The 26095-nt window shown below is 44.5% G+C and carries 19 protein-coding genes; 1 reads left to right on the plus strand and 18 read right to left on the minus strand.

Features of this window, described 5'->3' with window-relative positions:
- Positions 1-51: 51 nt before the first annotated feature.
- From FHS16_RS20835 to FHS16_RS20860, 6 genes are all read right to left on the minus strand, one after another.
- Complete coding sequence (locus FHS16_RS20835) at positions 52-1713, minus strand: extracellular solute-binding protein (RefSeq protein ID WP_183567165.1); 1662 nt, start codon at positions 1711-1713, stop codon at positions 52-54.
- A gap of 119 nt (positions 1714-1832) precedes the next feature.
- Positions 1833-2723, minus strand: coding sequence for a carbohydrate ABC transporter permease (locus tag FHS16_RS20840; RefSeq protein ID WP_183567168.1), 891 nt, complete (start codon positions 2721-2723; stop codon positions 1833-1835).
- Positions 2724-2742: 19 nt separating this feature from the next.
- Positions 2743-3642, minus strand: coding sequence for an ABC transporter permease (locus FHS16_RS20845; RefSeq protein WP_183567171.1), 900 nt, complete (start codon positions 3640-3642; stop codon positions 2743-2745).
- Positions 3643-3734: 92 nt separating this feature from the next.
- Complete coding sequence (locus FHS16_RS20850) at positions 3735-4742, minus strand: LacI family DNA-binding transcriptional regulator (protein ID WP_183567174.1); 1008 nt, start codon at positions 4740-4742, stop codon at positions 3735-3737.
- 688 nt (positions 4743-5430) lie between these two features.
- Entirely contained in the window at positions 5431-10707 is a 5277-nt protein-coding gene (locus tag FHS16_RS20855; protein ID WP_281379159.1) for a GH32 C-terminal domain-containing protein, read from the minus strand.
- A gap of 417 nt (positions 10708-11124) precedes the next feature.
- A complete protein-coding gene (locus FHS16_RS20860) occupies positions 11125-11901 on the minus strand; it encodes an IclR family transcriptional regulator (RefSeq protein ID WP_183567176.1) in 777 nt (258 codons plus the stop codon).
- Between the two features lie 240 nt (positions 11902-12141).
- On the opposite strand from FHS16_RS20860, the gene FHS16_RS20865 reads away from it, so the two are divergent.
- Positions 12142-13359: an MFS transporter gene (locus tag FHS16_RS20865; protein WP_183567249.1), complete on the plus strand. Its 1218-nt coding sequence runs from the start codon at positions 12142-12144 to the stop codon at positions 13357-13359.
- A 466-nt stretch (positions 13360-13825) separates the two neighbouring features.
- Here the strand turns inward: FHS16_RS20865 and FHS16_RS20870 are convergent, their stop codons facing one another.
- The 12 genes from FHS16_RS20870 to FHS16_RS20925 form a co-directional block, all read right to left on the minus strand.
- Entirely contained in the window at positions 13826-15253 is a 1428-nt protein-coding gene (locus FHS16_RS20870) for a glycoside hydrolase family 32 protein (RefSeq protein WP_183567180.1), read from the minus strand.
- An 853-nt stretch (positions 15254-16106) separates the two neighbouring features.
- On the minus strand, positions 16107-16601 hold the full coding sequence (locus FHS16_RS20875) for a hypothetical protein (RefSeq protein ID WP_183567183.1): 495 nt from the start codon (positions 16599-16601) through the stop codon (positions 16107-16109).
- 181 nt (positions 16602-16782) lie between these two features.
- Positions 16783-17082: a hypothetical protein gene (locus FHS16_RS31485; protein ID WP_221226430.1), complete on the minus strand. Its 300-nt coding sequence runs from the start codon at positions 17080-17082 to the stop codon at positions 16783-16785.
- A gap of 159 nt (positions 17083-17241) precedes the next feature.
- The gene (locus FHS16_RS20885; protein WP_183567186.1) at positions 17242-17703 is read right to left on the minus strand and encodes a hypothetical protein; all 462 of its coding nucleotides are present in this window, start codon (positions 17701-17703) and stop codon (positions 17242-17244) included.
- Positions 17704-17862: 159 nt separating this feature from the next.
- Positions 17863-18966: a histidine phosphatase family protein gene (locus FHS16_RS20890; protein ID WP_183567189.1), complete on the minus strand. Its 1104-nt coding sequence runs from the start codon at positions 18964-18966 to the stop codon at positions 17863-17865.
- Between the two features lie 305 nt (positions 18967-19271).
- On the minus strand, positions 19272-20084 hold the full coding sequence (locus FHS16_RS20895) for an ABC transporter permease (RefSeq protein ID WP_246431872.1): 813 nt from the start codon (positions 20082-20084) through the stop codon (positions 19272-19274).
- A gap of 3 nt (positions 20085-20087) precedes the next feature.
- Positions 20088-20897 carry an ABC transporter permease gene (locus FHS16_RS20900; RefSeq protein WP_183567192.1) on the minus strand — a complete coding sequence of 270 codons (810 nt, stop codon included), beginning with the start codon at positions 20895-20897 and terminating at the stop codon, positions 20088-20090.
- The gene (locus FHS16_RS20905; protein ID WP_183567195.1) at positions 20894-21877 is read right to left on the minus strand and encodes an ABC transporter ATP-binding protein; all 984 of its coding nucleotides are present in this window, start codon (positions 21875-21877) and stop codon (positions 20894-20896) included. The genes FHS16_RS20900 and FHS16_RS20905 overlap by 4 nt, the downstream gene beginning before the upstream one ends.
- 22 nt (positions 21878-21899) lie before the next feature.
- The gene (locus FHS16_RS20910; protein ID WP_183567198.1) at positions 21900-23069 is read right to left on the minus strand and encodes a radical SAM protein; all 1170 of its coding nucleotides are present in this window, start codon (positions 23067-23069) and stop codon (positions 21900-21902) included.
- The gene (locus FHS16_RS20915; RefSeq protein ID WP_183567201.1) at positions 23041-24150 is read right to left on the minus strand and encodes a hypothetical protein; all 1110 of its coding nucleotides are present in this window, start codon (positions 24148-24150) and stop codon (positions 23041-23043) included. The genes FHS16_RS20910 and FHS16_RS20915 overlap by 29 nt, the downstream gene beginning before the upstream one ends.
- Positions 24143-25477, minus strand: coding sequence for a hypothetical protein (locus FHS16_RS20920; RefSeq protein WP_183567204.1), 1335 nt, complete (start codon positions 25475-25477; stop codon positions 24143-24145). The genes FHS16_RS20915 and FHS16_RS20920 overlap by 8 nt, the downstream gene beginning before the upstream one ends.
- Positions 25470-25718 carry an acyl carrier protein gene (locus FHS16_RS20925; protein WP_183567207.1) on the minus strand — a complete coding sequence of 83 codons (249 nt, stop codon included), beginning with the start codon at positions 25716-25718 and terminating at the stop codon, positions 25470-25472. Before FHS16_RS20925 ends, FHS16_RS20920 begins: the two co-directional genes overlap by 8 nt.
- Between the last annotated feature and the right edge of the window lie 377 nt (positions 25719-26095).

Consider the following 26095-nt stretch of genomic DNA (forward strand, 5'->3'; position numbering starts at 1 on the left):
AACAAGCCGGAACTGTTGTGCGTTCCGGCCTGCTTTCGTGCTTATATCAGATTATTTCTGTGCAGCAACATAACGGTCGTAACCGGATTGGTGGGCTTTAAGCAATTCTTCAACGCCCATCTTCTTCAAAGTTGCTTGGAATTCTTCCCATTCTTTTTCTACACCGCCGCTGAGCAGCCATTTAGCGCGCATTTTGTTGATGTAGGCGGAAATATCCGGCTTCAGACGATCAATGACTTCCAATTCTTCTGGATTGAAGAAGAGATTAGGGAATTTTTCGGCTTGCATTTGCGGTACGTAATACTTAACGCTGTCATTAATTCGGTCTTGAGCGCGCGGTTCAACATAAGCAACTGTATCCTCCATTTCGGATAGGAGAAGACCGATACCGTTGGTGATTGCCGTTTTTTGCTTGAGCTCACCCGGATTCTCTACCACCTTCTGGATTAGCTTCCCGCTGGCGTCTTTATCAAACCAAACGCCGAGAGGACCGAAGCGAGTTTGGGCAGACATTGTAGGCTCAAAGAAGGAATCCAGCCATGCCGCCGTAATTTCCGGGGATTTGTTGTCTTTTGTGATAGCTGCGCCATCGCGGCCTAGACCGCCGCCGCTGTTCCATTTGACGACCATGTCTTTGAACGGAGGCACAATGACCCAATGTTCGCTTCTTTCAGGACCGACAACATCGTTTTTGTCCCACCAGATCATAGCGCCGATCGTCTCGTCCTCTGTTTTTCCTCTCGCAAAGTACGTATCATAGTCATGCGTAAAGGCATCCAGGTCAACCAAACCTTCTTTGAACCAATTGCTCAGATAAGATACCGCTTGTTTGAAGCCTTCTTGCTGAGCGGAGATGGTGACTTTACCGTTATCCACGTTAAGGTGATCGATATATGTCGGGTTGTTCGGACGATGTGTCTTGTCCGGCACGCCGAATGCTCCGAACAGAACGCCGATATCGCCTGTCCAGAAATTATCGATATACGTCAGCGGAATTTCGTCCGCCTTTCCGTTACCGTTTGGATCTTGCTTTTTGAATGCTTGCAATACTGTCGTAAACTCGTCAATCGTCGTCGGGATCTGAAGTTTCAACTTGTCTAGCCAATCTTTATTGATGTACAGGAAGTCCGGATTCGCACCGATCTCTTCCTGTCCTGACCCGATTTCCTCACCGTGTGGCAGGGCGTAGATATTGCCGTCAGGGGCCATGATCGACGCTTTGATATCCGGCCTGTTATCTAAAATCGATTTCAGATTCGGCATATGATTTTCGATCAGGTCGTTCAGAGGAATGAGGGTGCCTTCTTGGCCATATCTAACCAACTCAGTATCCGAGAAACGGCCGCTAAAGAAGAAGTCAGGGAGACTTCCGCTCGCCAGCAGCAAATTGCGTTTCTCGATAAAGTCGTTGTCTACTGTCGTCTCCCATTCGATGTGAACGTTCGTATTTTTTTCAAGCTCTTGGAGAAGCGGCTGCTCGTTGAAGTCGCTTGGAGCAAGAACAGGGCGGTGCGCGGACGCCTTCAAAGTGATTTTTTCTTTTAGCGGGAATTGGCTACCGTTTGTCGTTTCGGATGCCGGTGCGCTTGCAGACGGTTCGGTATTGGTACTTGCCGAAGGTGATTCATTGTTACCACCGTTGCCGCTGCATGCTGATAGAACCGTTGTTAAGCTTACGATGACTGCCAATGTAATGGATGACTTTCTTTTCATTTGTACAGAAACCTCCCTTTAATTGCTTGCATATCAGTAAGAACTGGCCCTGCCATTGGTCCACGGTTTCCTCCGAGGCACGAATCACCTCCTTATTTAAATTTGGTGTAGATTCGCTCTTAGCCTTTAACAGACCCGATGAACACCCCTTGTACAAAATAACGTTGCAAGAACGGGTAAAGGATTAAAAGCGGAAGCGCTGCGACAATAATAACGCCGTATTTGATTAAACCAACAATCCGCTGCTGCTCGACTGCCGACTGAATGTCCGACAACAGGTTACCCGTAGGCTGGTTTTGAATCAGTATATTTCTCAAAATCAATTGCAGCGGATATGTCGCTTCGTCTTTCAGATAAATCAAAGCGTCGAAAAATCCATTCCACTGCTTTACGATCGCAAATAGGGCAAGAACGGCAATGATCGGTTTTGATAACGGAAGCACAAAGCTCCAGATATATCGCATATTCGTACATCCGTCCATACTCGCCGATTCTCTTATTTCCTCAGGAAGACCTTGGAAGAAAGTTCTCGCAATAATGATGACGAAGGCATCGAGTGCAGGAAGTAAAACTACCGGCCATATGGTATCCATTAAATGCATGTTCCGCATAAGCAAATAGGTTGGAATCAGTCCACCGTTAAAAAACAATGTGACCGCAAAAAAGAGCATGAATGCGTTTCGGCCATAAAAATCTTTTCGTGACAAAGGGTAGGCCGCCATGATGGCAAGCGATGTACCGATGAACGCTGAGAGAACTGCGTAAAGAAGAGAATTTCGATACCCAAGCCAGATCGCTCCATCATTGAATATCCGCTGATAGCCCTCGAATGTGATACCCTGCGGTATCAACCACACATCACCTGTACCGACACGATTCGGATCACTGAAAGATGCGATCAGAATAAAATAAAGCGGATACAGGATCATAAGCATAAATCCGATGAGTAGTGTATAGTTGACGACATCGAAAAGTACGTCTCCGGTCGTTTTTCTTTTTATGCTAATCATTTTTCTACTCTCTCCTCTTCTAGAACAAGCCGTTTCCACTCATTTTTTTAACTGTCCTGTTAACAATAAATAGCAGAACCAAGTTAATGACAGCATTAAACAAACCAATCGCCGCTGAGAAACTATATTGTGCCCTCTGAATTCCTATTTTGTACACATAAGTAGGAATGATCTCCGAAGCATCTACGTTAATATCCGTTTGCATTAGGAACGCTTTTTCGAAACCTATGTTCATCAAATTTCCGACAGCAAGTATAAACAATACTGCGATGGTTGGCATAAGGCCCGGAAGATCAATATGCAGAACTCTTTTCCATTTACTAGCTCCGTCGACGACTGCCGCTTCGTGTAAATGGGGATCAATTGCAGCCAACGCGGCCAAATAGATAATGGATGAAAAACCGGTCGTCTGCCATACTTCGGTAAAAACGTAGATTGGCCTGAACCATTCTGAATCTGCCATGAACATAACCGGCTCTCCGCCGAACCCCTTTATAATATGGTTAACGAGACCACTGTTTGGGGAGAGGAACACGAACACCATGCCTACTAAAACGACAGTAGAGATAAAATAAGGGGCATAGATGGACGTTTGCATGAATTTTTTAAATCTTTGATGCTTAACTTGATTCAGCATCAGAGCAATGATTATCGGAATCGGGAATGCAATAACAAGCAGGAGTACGCTTAAGTAAACGGTATTAGTGAGAACCTGCTCGAAATTGTAAGAATTGAAGAACCTGACAAAATGATCGAATCCCACCCAAGGACTGTCCCATATCCCTTTGGCGGCGGAGAAATCTTTGAATGCAATTTGGACCCCGTACATGGGCAAATAGCGAAAAATGATAAAATAAGCCACGGGAAGCAACATTAACAAATATAATTCCCAGTTAACCAGAATTCGTTTCATACGCATTGCAAATTCCTCCTATTACTTATAACAAAAACGTTTACGTAAACGTTTTTATTTCGCGGTAAAAAAAATGCTAGCTTATCTTGCTAATCAAGCTAGCACGACTCTCTCATAATCAAAGTTGTCGGTAATCGGTACTCATTACTTTGTTGCACATCTGGATTTTCTATTCTTTGTATCATCACTTCTGCCGCTTTCACGCCTATTTCAAAAGACGGCTGACGGATAACCGATAGCGGCGGCATCGTAATCTTCGTCCAATCATAGTCGTCAAACCCGATTACAGCGAGCTCATCCGGAATTCTAATCTTAAGCTCTTGCAAGCAAGCAACGACTCCCATGGTCAATACATTATTAGCGACGAACAGAGCCGTGATGTCGGCGGAAGCAAGAAGTTCCTTCGCGCAATTATAACCGCTCTCAAAGTTTGCCGGCACTTCTCTTACAATCGACTGATCGAATTCGATACCGCAATTAGATAACGCTTTCTTATAACCTTCCATTCGTTCATTGCTCGTGGAAATCCCTAATGAACCGGTTATAAGACCTATTTTCCTGTGCCCTTTATCGAGCAGCGTTTGAACCGCATTCAGCGATCCCCCGAAACCGTCAGCCAGTACGAAATCACCGTGGTAGCCCACAGGCCTGCGGTCGATAAAGACGACCGGATACCGGGAGTTTACCGTATCGTCCAAATAACCCACATCATCCGCGATGGAAGCAATGATTAGCCCATCGATGAGTTTTGAATTAAATAACTTGATCTGCTCTATCTCTTCTTCCAGCTCTTCCGTCGAGTTGTTACTGAGCAACACCTGGTAACCGTACCGTCTTAGTGTCTTCTGAATTCCTTGCGCGACAGTCATAAAGAAAAAATTCGAGGTATCCGAAGGAAGAACAGGAACAATTAGGCCAATCGTATTAGACTTCTGGCTCCTTAAGCTTTGAGCGACTGCATTAATGCGGAAATCCAGCAGTTTCATAGCTTCGTACACTTTCGCCTTTGTTTTTTCGGAAACGTACCTGGTATTGTTAACCACGTGAGAGACGGTTGCAATGGATACTCCAGCTGCCTCGGCTACTTCTTTAATCCCAACTTTCACTCGTTTCCCCACCCATAAAATCGTTTACGTAATCGTTTTTATTTACTTATTATATGCGCTTTCATTTATTCTGTCAACATTGATTCGTTCATATTGTTGTTCTTCTGAGATCATATCATCCCCTAACTTTACTGAGATAAGCCGCTATGGGACAGGAGACAATTACATTGATCAATAATGAATTAAAGAAGCTAAAAGTATTGGGGAAATCATCGATGGACATATGACAAACAACGAAGGAGCTATTGCGCTGGAGATTTCCAACCGGCCATTATTCCGGTCCTAATCTCTACGTTTTGACGCTGAATACAACCACAAAAGAAAAGGCGAGTTATGCGCCCCAACGCAAACCCGCCGAAAATAATCTTTGGAAACCACAAATGAAAACAACATCACTAACCGTAATACAAAGCACAAATCCTTTCAAGATTGCTATGTATGCACAACGCAACCTTTTCTTCAGAGGCCTTCTGGTGAGGATGCCCATACTCTAACAGTGACATTTTCACAGACAATAGACTCATTGATTCATTTATGTTGCTTCTTATTGCAGTTATCCCCCCTGATCATTCGCCAAATTGTTTATAAAGTGCCTTCCTATTACATCTACATTTATTAAGATTAAATGAAGGAGCCAAGCATGAACTTGGCTCCTTCCATTAAATTAATCGCCTGCTATCTTCGATATTTATAAAGCAGGTACATTCACATCATCCACGTTCAGATGTCCCCACCCCCCCGTTGCGTTATCAACAATCTTGATGTAACAGTCCGTTCCGATCCTTGCGGAAGCATCCCACTGAACTCGGTTATAAGCCTCGTTGTCAGCGCCGGTTGCTTTGAACAATTCTGCACCATCGGACGCACGCACAAGTGCTACATACAGATTGCTTATATTATTTCCTCCGCCAATCAAGAAATCGATTTGTCCAGCTCCGCCCAGAGTAAACGTTTCTGACTTAAGCACGCCGACTTGACTATCTCCTCCTTCCTTAAAGCTCCAGAGGTGATAAGTGCCGCTTTGTCCGAATGGTCCTCCCCAGCCCCAATCTAATGCAGAGCTTATATCCGCAGCACTGAACGCATTGCCGCTCACTATTGTCCATCCTGTCAGATTCCCACTTTCGAAATCGTGATTGGTCAAACTGCCGACTTGCGATACCGCTTCAGTAGTCACATTTAAACTGTTGCTCGACACGGACAGATTGCCTGCAGCATCTTTGGCTTTCACTGTATAGGTGTAAGCAGTGCTTGCCGTCAACACCGTGTCCGTATAACTTGTTGTTGAAGCTGTTCCCACCTCTGCTCCATTGCGATATACCACATAGCTTTGCACACCTGCATTGTCAGTTGATGCAGACCAGGTTAATGCTACAGTAGAGTGGGTCTTCGTTGATGAAGTTAGCTGAGAAGGTGCAGTTGGGGCTTGGGTGTCCGCCGCTCCTGCAGCAACAGGTACGTTGACATCATCCACATTTAGATGTCCCCAACCGCCAGTTGCATTGTCAACAATCTTAATATAACAATCGATTCCGATCCTTGCAGAAGCATCCCATTGAACTCGGCTATATGCCTCGTTGTCCGAACCGGTGGCTTTGAACAATTCTACACCGTCAGATGCACGTACTAGCGCTACATACAGATTGTTAATATTATTCCCCCCGCCAATAAGGAAATCAATCTTGCCGTTTCCGCCTAAAGTAAATGTTTCTGACTTAAGCACTCCTATCTGACTATCTCCTCCGTCCTTGAAGCCCCAGAGGTGGTACGTCCCACTCAGTCCGAATGGTCCTCCCCAACCCCAATCCGGTGCTGAACTTATATCCGCAGCACTAAACGCGTTGCCGCTCGCTATTGTCCAACCTGTCAGGTCTCCACTTTCGAAATCATGATTGGTCAAACTGCCGACTTGCACGGCTGCTTCTGTGGTTACAGTTAAACTATTGCTCGGCGCGGACAGATTGCCAGCAGCATCTTTGGCTTTCACTGTATAAATGTAAGCGGTACTTGCTGTCAACCCTGTATCCGTATAACTTGCGGTTACAGTAGTCCCAACCTCTGTTCCATTACGATACACCACATAGCTTTGCACACCCACATTATCCGTCGAAGCTGACCAGGATAGCGATGCTGTAGAACTCGTCTTCGATGGTGAAGTTAGCTGGGTTGGCGTTGTCGGAGCTTGGGCATCTCCTTCTCCTGCAGCAACAGGCACGTTGACATCATCCACATTAAGATGTCCCCAGCCGCCTGTTGCACTGTCAACAATCTTAATATAACAATCTACCCCGATATAGGCAGAAGCATCCCATCGTACTCGGCTATATCCCTCGTCGTCCGCACCGGTAGCTTTGAACAATTCTGCACCGTCGGATGCACGTACTAGCGCTACATGCAGATTGTTAATATTATTCCCGCCGCCAATAAGGAAATCAATCTTGCCATATCCACCTAAAGTAAACGTTTCCGATTGAAGGACCCCAACTTGGCTATCTTCTCCATCATTGAATCCCCAGAGGTGGTACTCCCCGCTCTGTCCGAATGGTCCTCCCCAGCCCCAATCTGGTGCGGAACTTATATCCGCGGCACTGAATGCATTGCCGCTCACTATCGTCCATCCTGTCAGATCGCCACTCTCAAAGTCATGGTTTAGCAAGCTGCTTGTTGGTGGCGCTACGTCTGTAGTAATCGCGAGTTCATCACTCTCCAAAGAGAAGTTCCCAGAAGTATCAATTGCCTTTATAGAGTAGGTATATGAGGTCGCTTCATTTAAACCCTCATCGGTAAAGCTAGCTGCAGTCGTAGTAGCTATCTTATTCCCGTCTCTTAGAATGTCGTAGCCCAATACTTCTTTGTTATCCGTGGAAGCCGTCCAAGAAAGCGATACTTCATAAGCTGTTTTACCGGTCAATGCAAGATTCGTTGGTGCTGTAGGAGCCTCGATATCGATACTGCCCGGTTCGATTGGTACAATAAATTCATCTACGTTAATATGCCCCCAACTATCCGTACGCTCATCTACAATTTTAATATACATTTCAGTCCCAATATAACTGGTTGCGTCCCAATATCTTTTCGTATAGCTCTCTGTCACTCCTTTTACACTTTGCCAGTTCCAGTACGTCCCTGGTCCGCTTGATCGGAATAACTCTTTATGATCAGAGGCCCTTACAAACGAAACATATAGCTTGTCGATATCTGAACCGCCACCCGCTAAGAAGCTGATTTGCCCATTACCCCCCAAAGTAAAGAGGTTGGATTTAAGAACGCCTGTTGCTGCATCTCCATTCTTAAGCCCGAATAAATGATAGGTTCCTTCATGATTGAACGGTTGGTTATCTTGGAATGTGGATTGATTAGTAATAGATAAATTTGAGAAGGCCCCTCCGCTCTCCACGTTCCAGCCTGCCAGATTGCCTGTCTCAAAACCTCCATTTAACAGGTTAACTGAAACAGTAGGTTGAGATACTGTAACTGCGCTGGAAGCTGTCTTTGACCCATTTCTTGTCGTAGCTGTTATAGTTGCGCTACCTGGTGCAATACCAGTGACGACACCGTTCACCACGGTTGCAACATTTGGTTGACTTGAACTCCAGATTACATTTTTATTGGTAGCATTTTGAGGCATTATGATTGGAGTTATAGAATTTTTACCACCGACACTCACTTGAAGATTTGCGGGTTCCATGTTGATACCGCTTACAGGAATCGGGGTATATGCAGAATTCATTGCCCATACCTTGAGGGACTTAACAACGACTGAACCGGCGTTCCCATTAGCCCAAACTTGCAATCCCTTCGCATCATTTCTTGTGCTATAAGTACGTGTAGTTATCGACTTAAGATCATTTAGATAAGACTCAGCCATTGACTTATCCAAATAGATATGAAGTTTGACATTCTCACTCCCAATGTCTACATTACCTTTTTGAATACCCTTGTTTGTGCCCGCTACCGTCTTTGTTCGGTCCACACCATATTCATCCGTACTGTGATTGTAATAAATCAATGTTTCTTCTTCGCTATTGGGAGATTTTCTTACTTTCATTCCGACACTATCGGCGGATCCACGATCCAACTCTATCTCGATTTCTAATGTATCGCTTGATATAGAACTCAACAATGCATTCGCGCTTGATAATGATGTATCAGATGTTAAATTAATAAGTTGTTGTCCCCTTAATGATTGAAGCTCAGAAATGGGCTTAATTCCTAGTCTCCCGTCTGATCTGAGACTCAATTCTACAGGTAATCCAGCATTATGCGCCCAACCTGAGTCAAATTCCTCCTGCGAGCCTCTTTCTCCTTGTGCAATCGTGAACATAATATTTCTGCCTGTTACAGGATCTGCAAACCCGCTAGGACCAGTGAATTTAAAATCTCCGAAATCCATTAATTGGGGTTCTTGATGATCAGGTGTGAATTTGGCTGTAGTTTTGTTCCAAACTCCAATCCAATAGTATACTTCGACATTCGCTCCAGAACCCACCGGGCTAATAGCGAGCACATGTTTACCATTTCCAAGAGGCAATAGCACTGGAAGTTCCCATACTCCCCCTAAGTAAGAATAATTTGTGTTTTGGTAGAGAGGTCCTCTGTAGTTCCAGTTCATTAAATTCGAATCAGTAGTGGAGTATACTGCTGCAGTTCCTCCTTGCCCCTCAATCCCAGTCCCTACTAACATAAACCAAGTGTCTCCGTCTTTGAACACATATGGATCACGAAACTCGCCTGCTTTGCCTTCCCCTGATTTCTGAGCAACTGCTAGTTTGCTCTCCTTAACCCATTTCGTTAGATCATTATCTCCATCTGTCATGACTGTGCTGCGGGCGACGCCAACATTTTGATTACTTTGAATATATGGTCTAGCGTCATTCCCCGCAGTGAAAAACATTGTAGGATTGCCTTGATCGTCAATAACGGCAGTTCCTGTCCAATCACCATCCGGATCAACTTGGAAAAGCTCAGGTGCAATGGCTGGGGGAAGATCGCGCCAATGTACCATATCGTCGCTTACCCAGTGCCCCCAATGCATATTATGCCAGTAAGGACCATGCTGATTGTTTTGGTAGAATAAATGATACTGCCCATTATAATACAAAGGTGCATGCGGTTCATTCATCCAGTGGCCAGGAGCTATCGCATGATAAGTTGGCCGATGCTTATCGCCATCATAGACGCTACGATCGAAGGTAAGATTTGGTGTGGGTATATTCCCGCCTAGTTGACTGATCCGGTTCAGATAAGAACTTTGTGCGTCAGACTCGCTATAAGAGCCGTTTGTGATCTTAACTTCATCGATTAATCCATTGAACATATTTAGCGGAAATACTGCGAGTTGTGTACTTTGATTGTTCTTGCCTATCAAGAGCGGATTATTAGAGTGTGAAATCGAAGAGTTTGTTGGAATCGTTCTTGATGCAACTTCCTTACCATTAAGAAAAAGTTTCATGTTTCCATTTAATCCATCTACTGTCGCAGAAATATGCGACCATTCGAATTTTGGAAGAGGCTCGTAGGACCATAATTCATACCAGTTACCATTCGCACCTACTTGAAATGTCCAACTACCATGGCGAAAGACCCCAAACAGAAAGCCTTGCTTAGCAGATTTATCATGCTGATTAACAATTGCAGAAACTACTCCATTGTCTCCCCATTCATAGGCTCTGGGTGCAATCCAGGCTTCGATGGACATCGCTTGCGAAGGTGTTGAAATCGGGTTGTGAGTTACCCAATTGGAGTAGCCATCAAATAACAAAGCACTGTTCGAAATGCCATCGCTTCTCCAAATTGGATCTGTAGAGGGTTTATACTTTGCATTGTTGTGAATGTAGTTTATGGAGTTATTCGAACCGCTTATAGCTTCCTTTGTGACTTTACCTGCACCTTCATCAAATTTCCATTCCGAAATAGTAGATACGGCAGCATTAACCTGTTGCTCGAGTAATATCGGTTGAATCATGAGAGTCAGCATAGAACAAATTAGTACAATTAATAATCTCTTTCTCAATTTCACTTATGTTCCTCCTCATATTAGCCCATCCTCTCGGCATTCGCCGATGCAGTTGGGACAAATCTTTCCCACGTACCTTCTAACATTTGCTTCCTCCTACACTGTAGGAGTTTTTTTCATTCACTCCTCAATATTTCATTCCGGGAAAGTGACTACTTGTATCAACTACTTAACAATACCGTTCCCTGTCAGCTCGGCTGCATTGCAGAGAGAAAATCACCTCACTTGAATTACGTAAACGTTTACGTAAACGTTTTTGTAAACTCGTTTGAGTAAGCGCTTCCACTACATTATTAATAATTCTCTATTTTTTGTCAATACGTCAAAAGGTACACGTCCGTAGATTTTCTAGAAATGAACCGCTTGTCATCCATTCTGGCCTAGCTCTCTAGATATCTCTCTGGCAGCTCTTATAAGTTTGTTGATTATTTTCTGGTGCGTATGCTCATTTAATCGCTGAACAGGCCCCATAATAGTAATGGCTGCGACGACATTGTTCAAGTAATTTCTAATGGGTGCTGAAAAGCAGATAAATCCTTCCAAATACTCGGACTCACAGCAGCTAAAATGTAATTTCCGAATTTCAATTAACTGCTTCTGCAGCACTTCCTTATCCGTAATCGTTTTTGCAGTATAAGAAGTCAATCCTTTTTTCACCAGCTTATGAAGTCTTTCTGTTTCATAATACGCCAGCAATAGCTTACCAGCGCTCGTGCAATGCACAGGGCTGCGATGTCCCACAAGAGGCAATATACACTCCTGATGCCGGCATTCAATTTGTTCAATATAAACGATCTCATTCTCCAGAACAGAGATTAAAACAGCTTCACCCGTTGACTTCGCCAATTCCCTTATGATGGGTTGAGCAGCGTGATTAATCTCCAATTGACTCGTCACCACGGTGTTCAATTTCAGTATCTGCAGTCCCAAGCTGTATTTTTGAGTGGTTGGTTCCTTTATCACATACCCCTCGCTTGCGAGCGTGCTTAACAATCGACTTACAGCGCTTTTGCTGATCCCCAGCTCATCTGCCAGTTCGCTAACGCCTTTCATCGGCTTCTCTACCGTAAAGCTGTTCATGATACGTAGTGCATTAGACACAGAGGAAAGCAAATACGGTTGTTGATCTGGTTTCTCTACCATAATAGAACCCTTCTTTACAATTTCTTAGCGGTCTCTACAAACAAATAAAACTTTAATAAGTGGACCCTGAAGACTTGCCGGAATAGAAAATAAAAGAGTGACTGTTGCATATAGCAGAACAACACGCTTGAGAATAAATCCTCTCTTTATTAATGTTGATGTATTGGATAAAGATAGTTTCATCATCTTCTATCACTAAATCAATGCCCTCGGAGTGGCGTGTAAAGGATCGTGTACATTATGGTATCCCCTCGGTTTTTAAGTTCAATACTCGTCTCTACCTTTTTTCTGCAGCTTGGGATTTGGGTAAGAAACATTGCTATTTTGCTTTACGTTGTAGAGCATACAGGTGGTGATGGCTTTGCCGTTTCTATGATTTCGGTTGCTGAATTTTTGCCTATTTTCATCTTTTCTTTTATTGGAGGAACGTTTGCTGATCGATGGAATCCTAAAAAAACAATGGTATGGTGCGATATTCTCAGTGCCATTTCCATATTGTTTATTCTTCTTGCGCTGACATACGGAACCTGGAAGGCAATTTTTTTCGCCACCATTGTTTCCTCTATTATGTCTCAGTTTTCACAGCCTTCTGCCATGAAGCTATTTAAACAGAATGTAAAAGAAGAGATGATGCAGAGCAGCATGTCTCTATTCCAGACCTTGTTGGCCATCTTTATGATGATGGGGCCTGTACTCGGAACGTTTGTTTATCAGCAGTTCGGGATTCATATCTCAATTGGCATCATGAGCATTTCTTTCTTGCTCTCAGCGATCGCACTAACCTTCATTCCTTCAGATAACACACCCAAGAAAACAATCGATAATCATGTGATGGAGGAAATGAAAGCTGGGCTCAAATATGTGCTTTCCAATCGTTTATTAACACTGCTCGGAATTTCTTTTCTTATCGCCGGACTTGGTGTTGGACTGGTTGTACCAATGGGGATCTTTATCGTCACAGAGCAATTAAGCCTTCCAGAATCCTACTATCAATGGATCGCTACTTCTAAAGGAATCGGCATGATTTTAGGAGGCGTGCTGTCTGTCATAGCAAGCAAACGCGTAGCTCCACTGTATTTATTAACGACTGGCTTTTTGGTGAATGCCGTTTGCCTCATGACCGCCGGATTATCATCGTACTTCTGGTTGACATTTTCAGCGGAATTTTTCATTGGATTTGTTACTCCAGCCTTTCAGGTAGCCATTCAAACCCTCATTCTCAGAAATACGGATGAAGCATTTGTAGGCAGAGTAAATGGCATGCTGACTCCGCTATTCATTGGAGCCATGGTTTTGACGATGAGTTTCTCCGGCTTGCTGAAGGATTTGTTCTCGGTAACAGTAATGTATGAGCTGGCTGCTGTCTTCTTTATAATCAGCACCTTGATCACCAAGTCCATGTATAGAATTCTCCCTAGAAAGTCTACTACTGCCGCACATGAAACGCTAGGAGCGTAAGCTCTGTACTGGCAAAATTAATTCCTATTACAGGAATATCAACTGTTCTTTGTACAAATATGAAGAGATACAACTAAAATACCACTTTAGAGATAATGTATATATTTAACTGGCCTAGCCGATAGACTCATTCCAAAAACTATGGAACGAGTCTATCGGCATTTTCTTTAATAAACCATTTTCGGAAGCTTTGTTGAATCCATCATCTACTTAATTGTGTTAAGCCAAAAGCTTCTCCACTTCCATGCATCACCTAGTTCATCAATCCGAGCCAGTGGGTCAAGACGTCGAGTCATACCGACTTTAAACATCTGTTCCCCTTCCCCCTAAATTGGATATTACGTATACATGGCTTGCTTTGCCATTGAACATAAAATCTGATGCAAAGCCAAGCACACAAAAAGCCAACCAGAAATCACTAGTTGGCCGAAGAATCCGAGAAACTTTTCCGGACTCACTTTGAATATCAACCCTTGATTGTCTCAACCTTCACCTGCTTGAATTGAGCATTCCCTTGACTAACGAACAAACCGAGCTTGCCTCGTTCGATATCGTACATTCTAGCGCTCATTGCAACTTCCTCATTGATATAGATCTCGCAGATCGAGCCATCTATAAAGATCTCAAGCTTGTGATCCTGGTCAGGCAATAGTTCGATCGGACGCTCTAATTCAACCTCATAAGGGAAAGTTTTACCTCCATCCTCGCTTTGCATGATTGGTCCACGAAACGTAACTCTATTACGCTGCGGCTCAAGCATGATATAGTAAGCAAAATCCAGTCCCCTCTCAGCACGCAGCATGATCCCGGTCCCCTGCGTAAGAGCCGAAAACCGAATTGCCATCGACACTTTACATCGATCAGGCAAATTCTCTTGCGATAAGCTGCCGGCAAACGCATATGGAGATTCGCATGTGTACTCTAATGACGACGACTGCCAGGTTCCCGTGATCCATTCCAGTTGCAGCGGTCGCTCGACTGCGAATGCCTCATTCACAGAATCCGGAACCTTGACCGCGAGAGTACCGTCCGAACGTTGGATGATCTCATGGACTACCAGATTTCCGCCCCAATCCCAAGTATCATAATCTTTACCGATGTACTTCGGAGGATTCCACCCGAACAAATCATCATTTTTCGTCGGATTCCAGCCGAACAAATACCGCTTCTGCCCGTCGGAAACCGACTTCGCCGCATAGTAAGCGCGACCATCGAATGTGTCAACCTTTGGCGTAATCCATGGACCATTCGCCGAGCGACTCATGCGGTAGAAAGTGGCAAATCGGTCCGTGTAGTTAGAATACACGAGATACCACCATTCTCCCATCCGAAACATTTCCGGGCATTCGTGGGCACCCACATGGATATTCGGCGCATAAAGCGGTTCACGATACGACCACTTACTCAAGTCCGGCGAAGTGAGCAAGGCTACGCATCCCTTGCGATTCGAAGGTCCCTTGCTCATCGCGGCAAGAAGCATCCAATATTCACCCTCTTCATCGTTCCAAAATACAAAGGGATCCCTCCAATCAGAGAGCTCGTAAACCTCGTTGTCGGCGGAGAAAGTATTCTCTGGAATCGGCGTCCAGTTCATGAGATCCGTTCCGGTCGCATGGCAGACCAGTTGCTTTCCTTCCGGAAAAATGCAGTAGAACAAGTGATAGGTAGGCCCAACCTTCAGAACATGCCCCGTTCCTCCGAGTATGTTAATAGCCCCATGCTCTTTGTAATCGCAGAAGTCGTCCGTACTGATCAAATGCCAACCCTTATCCAGACCTTCCCGGTAATTCTCTCTCCAGCCATGAAGATAAAACAGCTTAAACTCTTGATCTTCATAATAGGGGATCACGTCTCCGACCCAAGCATTCTCAGGACGATAGAAAAATTCTTTCATAGCTGCACCCTCCCGTAAAGATTCAGAATCGCATCTCTCAAAGTATTTAAACGTTTACGTAAACGTTTAAATACTTCTCACTTCTACTTTACTTAATATAGAGGCGCTATGTCAATTAATTATTATAATCATATTCCAAGTGTCATATTATGCAAAGCGAAACAGGGTTTCTCGCCTTCCAACAGTTCGACCAGCCAGCGATCCATCCAATCCTTGAATCTCGAAATCATCCAGGATACCCTCTGATCAAGTCTAAAATAAAGTGGCTATCCGACAAAGGATGACCTTAAAAGACTTCTCGTTAGAGATAGCGCGAGAATCATATAACAAGTGACATTTTGATAGGCGGCAATACAAAAGGTAATCATCGCTCTACACTAAAAAACGAGGGATACTTATCATGTTTTTAACATTTCATGATCGTAAATTTCGTTACCGGCTATAATTCGATTAAATCAAGTGATATCACCCTCTTTGCTCCATTTAATGTGAATAGCTCGATTCCGGCACTAGCGGGAGATCAGGGAAGTTCTATCAATTATTTTTCAATCAGATTCCCCCGCCCCTATCGCTTGTCAATTTTGGTTAATACGCGTGGTTACAGGCGATAGAAATCGGGCAAATACCCAATTCTATCCTCGGAACAGGCAAGCAGTAGATCCACCTACTACGATTTTCGGGCGTCCTACGCCCCATTCGTCGCTATGTGGAGGAAGTCAGATTCCCTCAGTACATTACCGCGCTCTGCTTAATCTTGGTGCATGCGATACCGCATAACGCCTTATGGGAAGAGGCACGACAGCAATCCGATTTCCGAGAGAACTCGCTATGTATTATTAAATCAAGAGAGATGCTATAGGATGTAGTCAAGCAATAATAAGCCCGCTCCTCGTGAAGTCGCCGCCGCGTATACACTAATATCGGACGCTAGGCGCAGCGATAAAAGAAAGCCACATGGAGTTGTTACACTCGTATGTGGCTGAACCTGTGTAATTCTCCACAAATTATTTTTGCAGCATTTTTTGATTTCATCAGATAGCTCTAGAATTTCTAACCATTCAGATGAATTTTTGACGGACTCTACACTCCATTTATTACTACCTTGTAGCTCCATGAATTTATTTCGGAGCTCAATACTCTTATTCATAACAAGGTCATTAATTAGACCGGTATCTTTTAGAACAGTCAAATTGTTAATATGGAGAAATGAGGTAGCTCCAACATCAAACTCTTCAAAGATGCTGTAACTGATGGTAATTGTATCTGCACTTAATAAATATATACCACATCTCTGAAGTGTATCTATATACAAATCCATTCTTTCTGATACTGTTATCTTATGAACCACTTCAACACCTACCTCATTTCTCTAAATAATAAATGGTTGCCTTGTCTCCACTAATTGGTACATATGACGAATCTACTACTTTATTCTTTCCAAACGAACCACTCGAAAAGCCATAATATGATCCTACGTGAACTCCCCCACCAGCATGATAAAAAACTGATTGGTCACCTTTAGTAAACTTCTATCCTAAACCATTTGATCCGTAAACTCCTTTTGTCCATCCACTTTCTAGTATTCCTGCAACATCATCAACTGACTTTGCCCATAAATTTTTCGGATTGGATGCAATGTCATTAAAAGATTTGAGAGTATTATTACCACCTTTTGGTGCTCCCATTGGTCCAATCAATGTGGCCATTTCAATCCACGATTCTATTGGATTTTCTGATGAGAAAATAGTCCTCATCGCTGTTACACCTGTGACATCATTCATAAAAGTAGTCGTGTTCATCATATTTTGATGTGCCTGTTGCTGACTCACTTAAGCTATTGCTTGCCGTTGTGCAACTTCTGCTACTGCTTTCCAATAATTCATGTCGCCAAGTGGTTTGTCAAAGTAAGAAGCTTCACCCATAGCACCAAGAATACTACAAACTTCCCTTTCTCTATAATAGGTGCAAATGGGTTATCCAGTCTCCTCCTAAATTCCTGGATGATACTGTATCGCAGGAACCTCCGTGTGCGACGATTCCATAGACATTCGTTTACTATTGACGTCCGAATCGGTTAAATTTAATTCTGAGAGAAGCTGCAAGTTATTGTCCTGATACTTTCCTTCTTCATCCTTATAATGGATCTCCTCATTGGCAAGCACTGTTTCAAATAGTCCATTCTTTAAAGTAAACGTTTTACTGGAAGCCGTACGTTGATCAATCAACTCTACTTTGTCCTGATTCATAGACTGTTCCGCTGGTTGCTCCGAGGTCTTGTCTACAGCGGCCATGTCTGATAATGCATGATTTGCTGCCGGTGGGTTCGCTCCCGCTTCTCCTGACGTATAAGCATAGCCGGACAGAGAGAGGCACAACACGAGCAGCAACACCCGTCTGCTCTTGTAATATTGCTTCCACCACTTTCGCTTACTGTCGATAAATCTGCCCATTCTCGTTATCCTCCTAATACTCTTTCTGTTTTGATGAGTGTATAGAATTAATAAATTATTTCTGCCTTATTGCAAAAAAAAAAGAGCCGATTCATTTGGTTAAGTGAGAATCAGTCTTCACTACCAAAATTCTATCGAGCTCTAGTGGGTATTCCCCTTTTAACACGAACCAATCGTCCTATTAAGACCTTCATACAGGACTTGAAAGGCTCCCTTCAAAGCCTGTTGTTCCAATTGCTCCGACAATTGAATACGTTTCTTGATAAGACGCAAGTTCTCGCTTCCAGGCCGATGGTGATAGACAATCAATAGCAAGAGCAACTTATCCAGGCTGCCACATAATTCGTTTAACATCTCTATATGGCGATTTTGCAGTCGAATATAATGATGCTGATCCAAGTACTGTAAACGGCTGAAGATTCCCCGCTTATTTTCGCACAGTTTTTTGATGCCGAGAATAATGCTTCTGTCCATCAACAAAGAAGGATACACTTCAATGCAGGCGCTTATCCGATTCTGCAACCCATCGTATATCGACATCCCGGACCATTCTACGAATTTTTTGGGAGGTCCCGTCCCTGTTCCGTCTTTTTCCCCCATAACAACATGTCTGGTCCCACCCGATAAACAGTTCTCGACAGACTCTAGTATTTTATACATATTCGGTCTGCTTTTCGGCTGAGGCACGCCCTTAAAAGAGGTCGCCGGCATACCGAAGCGAAACAGGCGGTAGTGCCCTACAAAATCACCGCGCATATGGTTCAGTCCTGATTGAAACCCTTGTTCGATTTCATCGAAGGAAACCGTTTCTGTCGTCCATCGATTCCCCTTCATCGCAAGGGTATGGAAGAATCTCTCCTGTTGATTGAATCCGAACAACAAATACTCGTGCATGCAATGTTGCTTCTGGTAATATTCCGACTTGCGGATGTAATAGTTATCGCACCCTAAGAGTACATAACCTCCTTGGCTTATACGATCCACGGTACTTTTTACGATAGCAGAGAAGTCGCGTTGTTCGAAATGTTCGAATTCCAACACGCCTTGATATAGAAGTTCTAAATCGTAATGCTCCAATCGATAATATTGAATCCAAAAATCCTGTATCGGATCCCCTTCCCAAATGCCCATTTCGAGTTCGATGAACCGTTCAACGAACCATGGGACGTAACGATCATCGGCTAGGAGCGGCGCGAGCTTCATAAAATGCCAGCAATCCGTTGTAAGACCCGTATTTAAATTGATGGGTAGAATTTTCTGCATAGCTACCATCCTTTAGACCGGTTTTACTAACTGTACGATTCTGTATAAGCGCGTTCCATTCTTCATTTCTTCCATGAGACACATTGAGGCAGCCGCGGCCTTTCTCTTCGAGCGATTGGTTAATGGTCTCAAGCATTCTGGTTACTGTTTGCTTTCGCCAGTTCTTCGGATACGGCAGCAAGACCGGGTATTCTACGGAATGAGGAAATAGCCTCCCGCAATTCGGACTAAGTCTTCATTTCTACTGCGGATTTGCAAAAGGGACAAACAAAAAAAACCGCTATCATACTTTCCTTCCTCGACGTTTATCCGCTAGCACTGCTGTAGTTGCTGATCGCCCTTTTCCAGAGCATCCGAAAGCCTACGAGCATGATAATCGGAACGCATAAGCCCCATATGAGCTGATCGACCCTTAGTTCCTGCATAATCAATAGAGGGCCGAAGTTCGTAATGACCATAAATGGCAGTACATAAATGCCAATGCGGCGCGCCCATTTGGAATAGATTGCCATTGGCATATTATTCGCATCCCATATGGAATAGAAGATCATGCCTAGCCCTCCCGTATTCACGAACCAAAAGGAGAGCAAGGCAGGCAAGAACATTAAGCAATAGGCCAAAATGGTAGCTACCCCAAGAAACAACCCATATGCAAAAAGATGAAAGAAAGTAACCGGGATCTCCAAGGCATTCCACCCGATCACGATCATGACGCCCCCCGCAATCACGTTCGGAATCGGTGTCCCGAAGTGGATATAGCGAAGCGTGACGAGAAATTGCAGAGAAATCGGCTTTACAAGGAGCAAATCCAGCGTACCTTCCCTCACATATTCCGATATCTTCAAAGAGTTATAGAAAAACAATCCCGAATAGATCCCGGTCATCAGAGTAAAGGTGCCGACGAACAACAGGATGCCGTCCGGAGTAATCGAACCAATATGCAAATCGGTTTTGTAGACGACAACCACATACAATAGCTTCGCAATTAGATAGGATATTTCGACGCCAATGCCTAGATAAAAATTAAACCGGTACTCCATTTGAGCCATAAAGCAATTTTTCGCAAACAGCCAGTAGATAACCAGGTAGTTCTTAAGAGTATGCCACCACGCGTACAACGTTTAACCTCCCAATCCGAGATATCGCTTCATTCCGATTCGCCAGAGGATGCGAGAAAGGATGTACATGGAAATGATCCATAAGCCTTGCATGCCAATGCCTGCGATGATCTCTTCTCTCGCAAGTCGTCCGCTGACGACATTCGCCGCGAAATAGATTGTCAGCTTGAAAGGCGAATAGTCTAACATGGCATTCACCCATGGACCGAAGATATCGACCGGGAACATCCCGCCGCTAATAATAATGACGAACAAGCCGGTCATCTCAAAAAAATACGAAATTTCCGACAGCCAGAAAGCTATAGCGGCTATGGCATAAGATATCAACATGTTCAGGATGAACGCCAATATGACAGCCGCCAAAAAAAGCAAGAAGCGTTCGAGCTTCATGGGAGTGCCGTTATATATCGAATAACATATCAACACGGCAAAAATCGCGCAAACCATAAGGCAGTTAAAAAACATCTTCTGTCCGATGAGATTAAAAAAACGATAGCTGAAATAATTAATCGGTCTCACCAGATATCTGTTAAGATGTCCGTCCTTAATGTCCAGCGCCATTTCATGTTCCACATGAGTCATGACGATCCGAGTCGTGAATGCGGCAAAAATCGTATACATAATCATCTCATGGTAGGAATAGCCGAAATAAGCCTGATCCGGATTATCCGCGTACACGGCGGACCAAATGAAATATTGGATCATGATCGGGAAAAAGGCGCTTAGTAAAGAAAAGATTAAATCCATCCGGTATTCCAACGCCGATTGCATGCCGAGTTTGAATATACGGTTATACGTTTCGTATGAACTCATTGCGCACGCTTCCTTTGATACATCGACACGATCATCTCTTCCACGGGTATGTCCTCGATCAAGATATCCTCTATGGGCAACCGGGCGAGAAGTTCTCTGGAGACAGCATTCACCTGCTCCTTCGGGATTTCCAGCGTCGCTTGGTAATCTTCCGCATGTCGAATTCCGGCGTATGTTTGTAGCTGTTCCAGCTTCACGCGTTCCGTGAACTTAAGCTTGATTACCTTGGTCTGATTCATCGCGCCATTCATTTCCTTAAGATTCCCGTCATAGATCAGTTGGCCATCCGAGATCAAGATCAATCTGCTGCATAGATCTTCGATATCTTTCATGTAGTGGCTGGTAAGCACGATCGTGGTCTTGTGCTGTTCATTGTAGTATTTCAGGAAATCCCTCACTTTTTTCTGTGTCTCGATATCCAGCCCGATCGTAGGCTCATCCAGAAACAACAATTGCGGCTTGTGAATGAGCGAAGCAATAAGCTCCAACTTCATTCGTTCGCCAAGCGACAGCCTCCTGACCTGAACGTTCATCACATGATGGACTTGGAGCAGCTCCGTCAATTCGTCTAACGACTTGCGATAAGCAACGTCTTCGACTTGGTAGATGTATTTGTTCAACAAGATGGATTCAATGGCCGGGAGATCCCACCACAATTGGCTTTTTTGCCCCATTACGATGGCGAATTTTCTCTTGAATTCATTCTTGCGTTCGCTCGGGTTGTACCCCATTACCGATACGCTTCCGCTCGTAGGGTGCAAGATGCCGGATAGCATTTTTAGCGTCGTCGTTTTCCCCGCGCCGTTAGGTCCTAGGAAGGCGACAAACTCACCCTGGTCGATACGGAATGAAATGTCCCGAACCGCTTCTTTGATCAGCGTTTTGCGAAACAGGAGATTTTTGATGGAATTCCTTACGCCGAGTTCTTTGGTGTAATATTCGAAAGACTTACTCAGTTCCTTCACTGCAATGATTTCCATGTTCGGCTCCTATTTCTCGCGATTATCGCCCGTAGTGGTACAGCAGTCCGCATCGCGAGCAGATCGGCATCAGTCCGCAGGATAAATGTTCACGGTGCTTGCCGAAATTCTCCCCATGCCAAACCTCTTCTATGCTTTGATCATGAATATTCCCTACGGCGAGCTCCGGGAAGAACTTGCATGGCGTGACGTCCCCGTTCGGTAAGAAGTCCATCCTGGTAGAGATCGATAAGCATTTCGTACGGTTCATGCCCACAATCTGCTCCCCTTTAACGAACGGACCGATTTCGTCCTGCTTAAGCGCCGGCATGAAACGGACTCGAATATTCCAGACATGCTCGGCTATCCGTCTCACCTCCTCCTGCAGCTGCGGAACAGCATCGGGAGATATGCGATACGTGAACGAATGCCAACTGCAAGAATGGCTTTGGTAGGGTTTCAACCACTGCAGATGCTCGCTGAGGTGTACATCCATCACATGAGCGGATTCTGGCGAGATATACCAGGGATAGACAAAGTAGACGGAATCGATCCCCTTCTCTTCGAAATAGGTCATGAACTCAAACATTCTGGGTATCATCGCGTCGTTCATCGTCAGGCTTACCGAGATTTTGCCATGGTACATATTTTTCCTCTGCAATTCCAGCAGCGTGTCGATTGCCCGGATAACCTTTTTGAATGTTCCCTTGCCGCGGATCGCATCATTTTCCGCTTCGAAGCCTTCCAGACTGACTAGTAGGACCAGATCATCCGAAAACTTCAGAATGGCGTCCATTTTCTCCTCGATCAGAATCGCATTCGTGCAAATCGTCGTTGTCCGAATATCTTTCTCGAGTCGTTCGGCTAGCAAATCAAACTTGGAATAGTAAAGCGGTTCTCCGCCCCATAAATAGAGCTTTGATTTCTTCGGGAACGTAAATGCTAAAATACGGTCAATCGTGTCGATGTCGATTTCCCTTTTCTGCTCAGACTTCGCCATATCCCAATGGAAACCGTCCTCATTCCATTCGTAGCAATGCTTGCATCGAAGGTTGCATCCATTATTCAGTTTGATACCAACGTCCTCCGGGATTTCCATTGCGTAACGGGGATTTGCTTCCCTGGCACGGCTTGCACGGGACATGTTCATAATGGTTCGTTTCAGGTTGTGAAACACGTCTTGATCAAACTTTGCCATAGTTTTCGGTTGCATAGTATCGGCCTCCTGGGAACTCTATTTCTTTAGCAAATAGCAGATTTCGATAGAGGGGCTCTAGGCTTCGATCAGAGAAATTATCTTCAGCCCATCGTTCGAACCAGATTCCAAAGCCTTGACCGATCCAGAATGACGCATTGACAGCTTCATGCTTGGCGAACGGCTCTAGAAAAACGATCGGCGTGGCTGCTGCAAACGACTCAAAAAGCGAATAGCCGCCCGGTTTGCTCACGATCGCTTTGGCATTCCGAATGACATCGAATAGTGGTGGGTAATGGTTCCGGTTGTAGTAAGACAGGTCTTCGCCAGGCTCAACGACCGCCAACGGCGGAAAGCTGTGTTGTCCATCTTCATTGGTTAACCAAGGCTGCCATTGCGGATCATGCATATAATGCGTGATTTTCTTATGAGGATTGATTTCTTCGGGAGAAAATGCAAGCACAGCGACGCGATCGCGACTTGCAGCAAGTTGTGTCATTGCTTCGCGGTAGTTCCCGATCCCCCAGCCGCCACCATGTACTACGATTCCCGTTTCTCGCTGCTTGAAGGGTACCGGAGGCAGGTCTGTAATCGGAAACTCTCGCAGGATACAATTATGTTCCGCACTGAAAAATCGTACATTCTTGAAAGCGTTGCATCGTTCTCCGTATAAATCGTAAGATACGGAGTCGCCGGCGTCCATCCGGAGCAGTTCAACATCAAGCGGCGTAGGGTCCATCATCTCCCGGTATGCTTCCAGCAATGGGATCCAAAAACCAGTGAACGCGACGAATCTTATCCGGCGTTCTTGCTTCCATGCGTTAAGCAAGCGTTCTGTTTTCATAGAGTCCAAAGCACTACTGATATCGCGCGCGAATTGCGCAGATTTCTTGGCCAATTGGAAATGATTATGAAAGGCCGACCGCGTTGCGGGTATCTTCGATCTAACCTGATCGAGGTAGACATTTTCCAACACACAGACTTCGACAGGGACTCCCTGCCGGCGGCACTGATATTGGATTTGAATGGCTGGAATATAGACGCCCATGGAGTTGCCGGAGCAGAGCAGCGTGATCATACGATTAGGAGAGTCAATCATAAATCGACACGTCCAGCTTCATTAGTATAGTGCGCAACACCGCCACAAGCCTCTGTCTCTCTTCCGAATTCTCAGCGAATACCGAGATGTACAGCCGTCCTTTAATCAGATGATCTCCCTCTTCGGCTCGGAAACCTCCCTTTCTCCTTTCTTCCTGATTGACCAGCAGCGCGGCAGAAGAGAGTGGAACAATTCCGCTTCCACCCGATTGAGGATACAACAGGCTGGCGTCCTGCATTTCGCGCAGGAATCGCCCATAATCCAACTCCTTATAATAGCCTACCGACAGATACGATAAGACGCCCTGACACCGCCGGTTCGACAATGCTCGGTTTAGATATAAATTGATCAGTCCCATTGACTTGCGTGCGTTAATTTCCACGATTGGGATTAAGGTCCCGTCCATAAGCTGCATCGAGTCTACGCATACCGGCCCGAAGTATCCTTGCCGGTTCAATGCTTGCCCTACCTGTTCCATCACTTGAAAATAATCCTTGCGTTCCAATTCATGCTTTTCATCTTCACGCATTGCGGCAGAGCCCTGATAAACAAATTGATGATTCAAAATTTCTTGCATGCCAATGAAGGAAGTGCTGCCGTCGGGAGCGATTTCAAAGTGACAGGAGAAATCACGTGCTACCTTTAGCAGTGGTTCCACGACTAGTGTCGTCACCTTCCCTCGATGCTCTTGGGAACGTATATAGGCAGTCAATCTTTCGATGGCATGGTGAGACTTGAGCTTGATGTTCCCATTGCCAGATACACCGAACGGATCTTTAACCAGCGCCGCCCCGTGCGCAGCCAGCATTTCGCCGCATACAGCAGCCAGCTCGGTTGCGTTGGTTACCGGAATTCCCCGTCTGACACCGGTCAATTGATCGGACAATTCCGTTGAGTACATTTTCGAATTTACATGCTTGACAACATCGTATGAAGGGAGTATTTGTTCGAAGAAATTCAGCTGCAATAGCTCAGTAGTTTGCTCCAATACCGCGTAAGGAGCGATTCGCTGAAAACGTGTCAGCCACCGCTGGTAGTGTATGTTTCTAAGCAAAGGATGGAAAATGTTCTCCCCCTGTTGAACATCTACACATTCTAAATGAGAGAACGAAAATCCGATGCGATTGAGATAATCCCTTTGCGCATGATCTATCGAAAACCGTGTGATTAAACCGTCATTAGGCGTACAAAACGGAAACAACAACTCATCCATCGCCATTACGATATACGCTCTTTGTTCGTCAAGGATAGCCGGCAGCTTGCTGGAGGATGCATCCTTCCAGTAAGCTTCCGAGTCAAAGCTTCCGGCATGTACAACACTATCCATGTTGCGGTTCCAGTCGATTTAGGAACGACATAAAAGTCTCAATCGAATTTAGATGTTTCAAATCGAAATTCTCGTAATCAATTTCAACCAGGAACGTTTCTTCGACCTCCAGAATGAAACCGATCATTTGCAGGGAATCCAATCCGACTTCGTTGATCAGATCCGAATTTGGTTGCAAGGAATCCGTTAGATTCTCATCCTCCTTCACTTTGGCAAGAATCTCCTTGATTTTATCGAACATTCGATCGCCAACCTCCTCTATTCCGCATCTACGTAAACGTTTACCTTTGAATTATATTACATATATGTCAAATTAACAACTAAATTAATGAAATACTATAACTCTAGTTCTTATGTATAATCGCAGCTAGCATGTATCATAGTTTGCTATCCGTTTGTACATGATAAGATTCTAATTCCAATGCATTACCTACACAGACACTAAATAAGTAAGCGTTTACGTAAACGTTTAAATAAGAGACTTTTGTCTATCATAGCGATTCTGTTCCTTCATGTCAACGATATTCTAGTGCTAGCTTTATACGTCACGTGAGGTTAGTAGAATCGTTTTTCCTATGCATGATTTTTACGGTATTGATCTGGTGTAGCTCCGAATAT

This window comes from Paenibacillus endophyticus (assembly GCF_014192395.1).
Taxonomy (GTDB): Bacteria; Bacillota; Bacilli; order Paenibacillales; family Paenibacillaceae; genus Pristimantibacillus; species Pristimantibacillus endophyticus.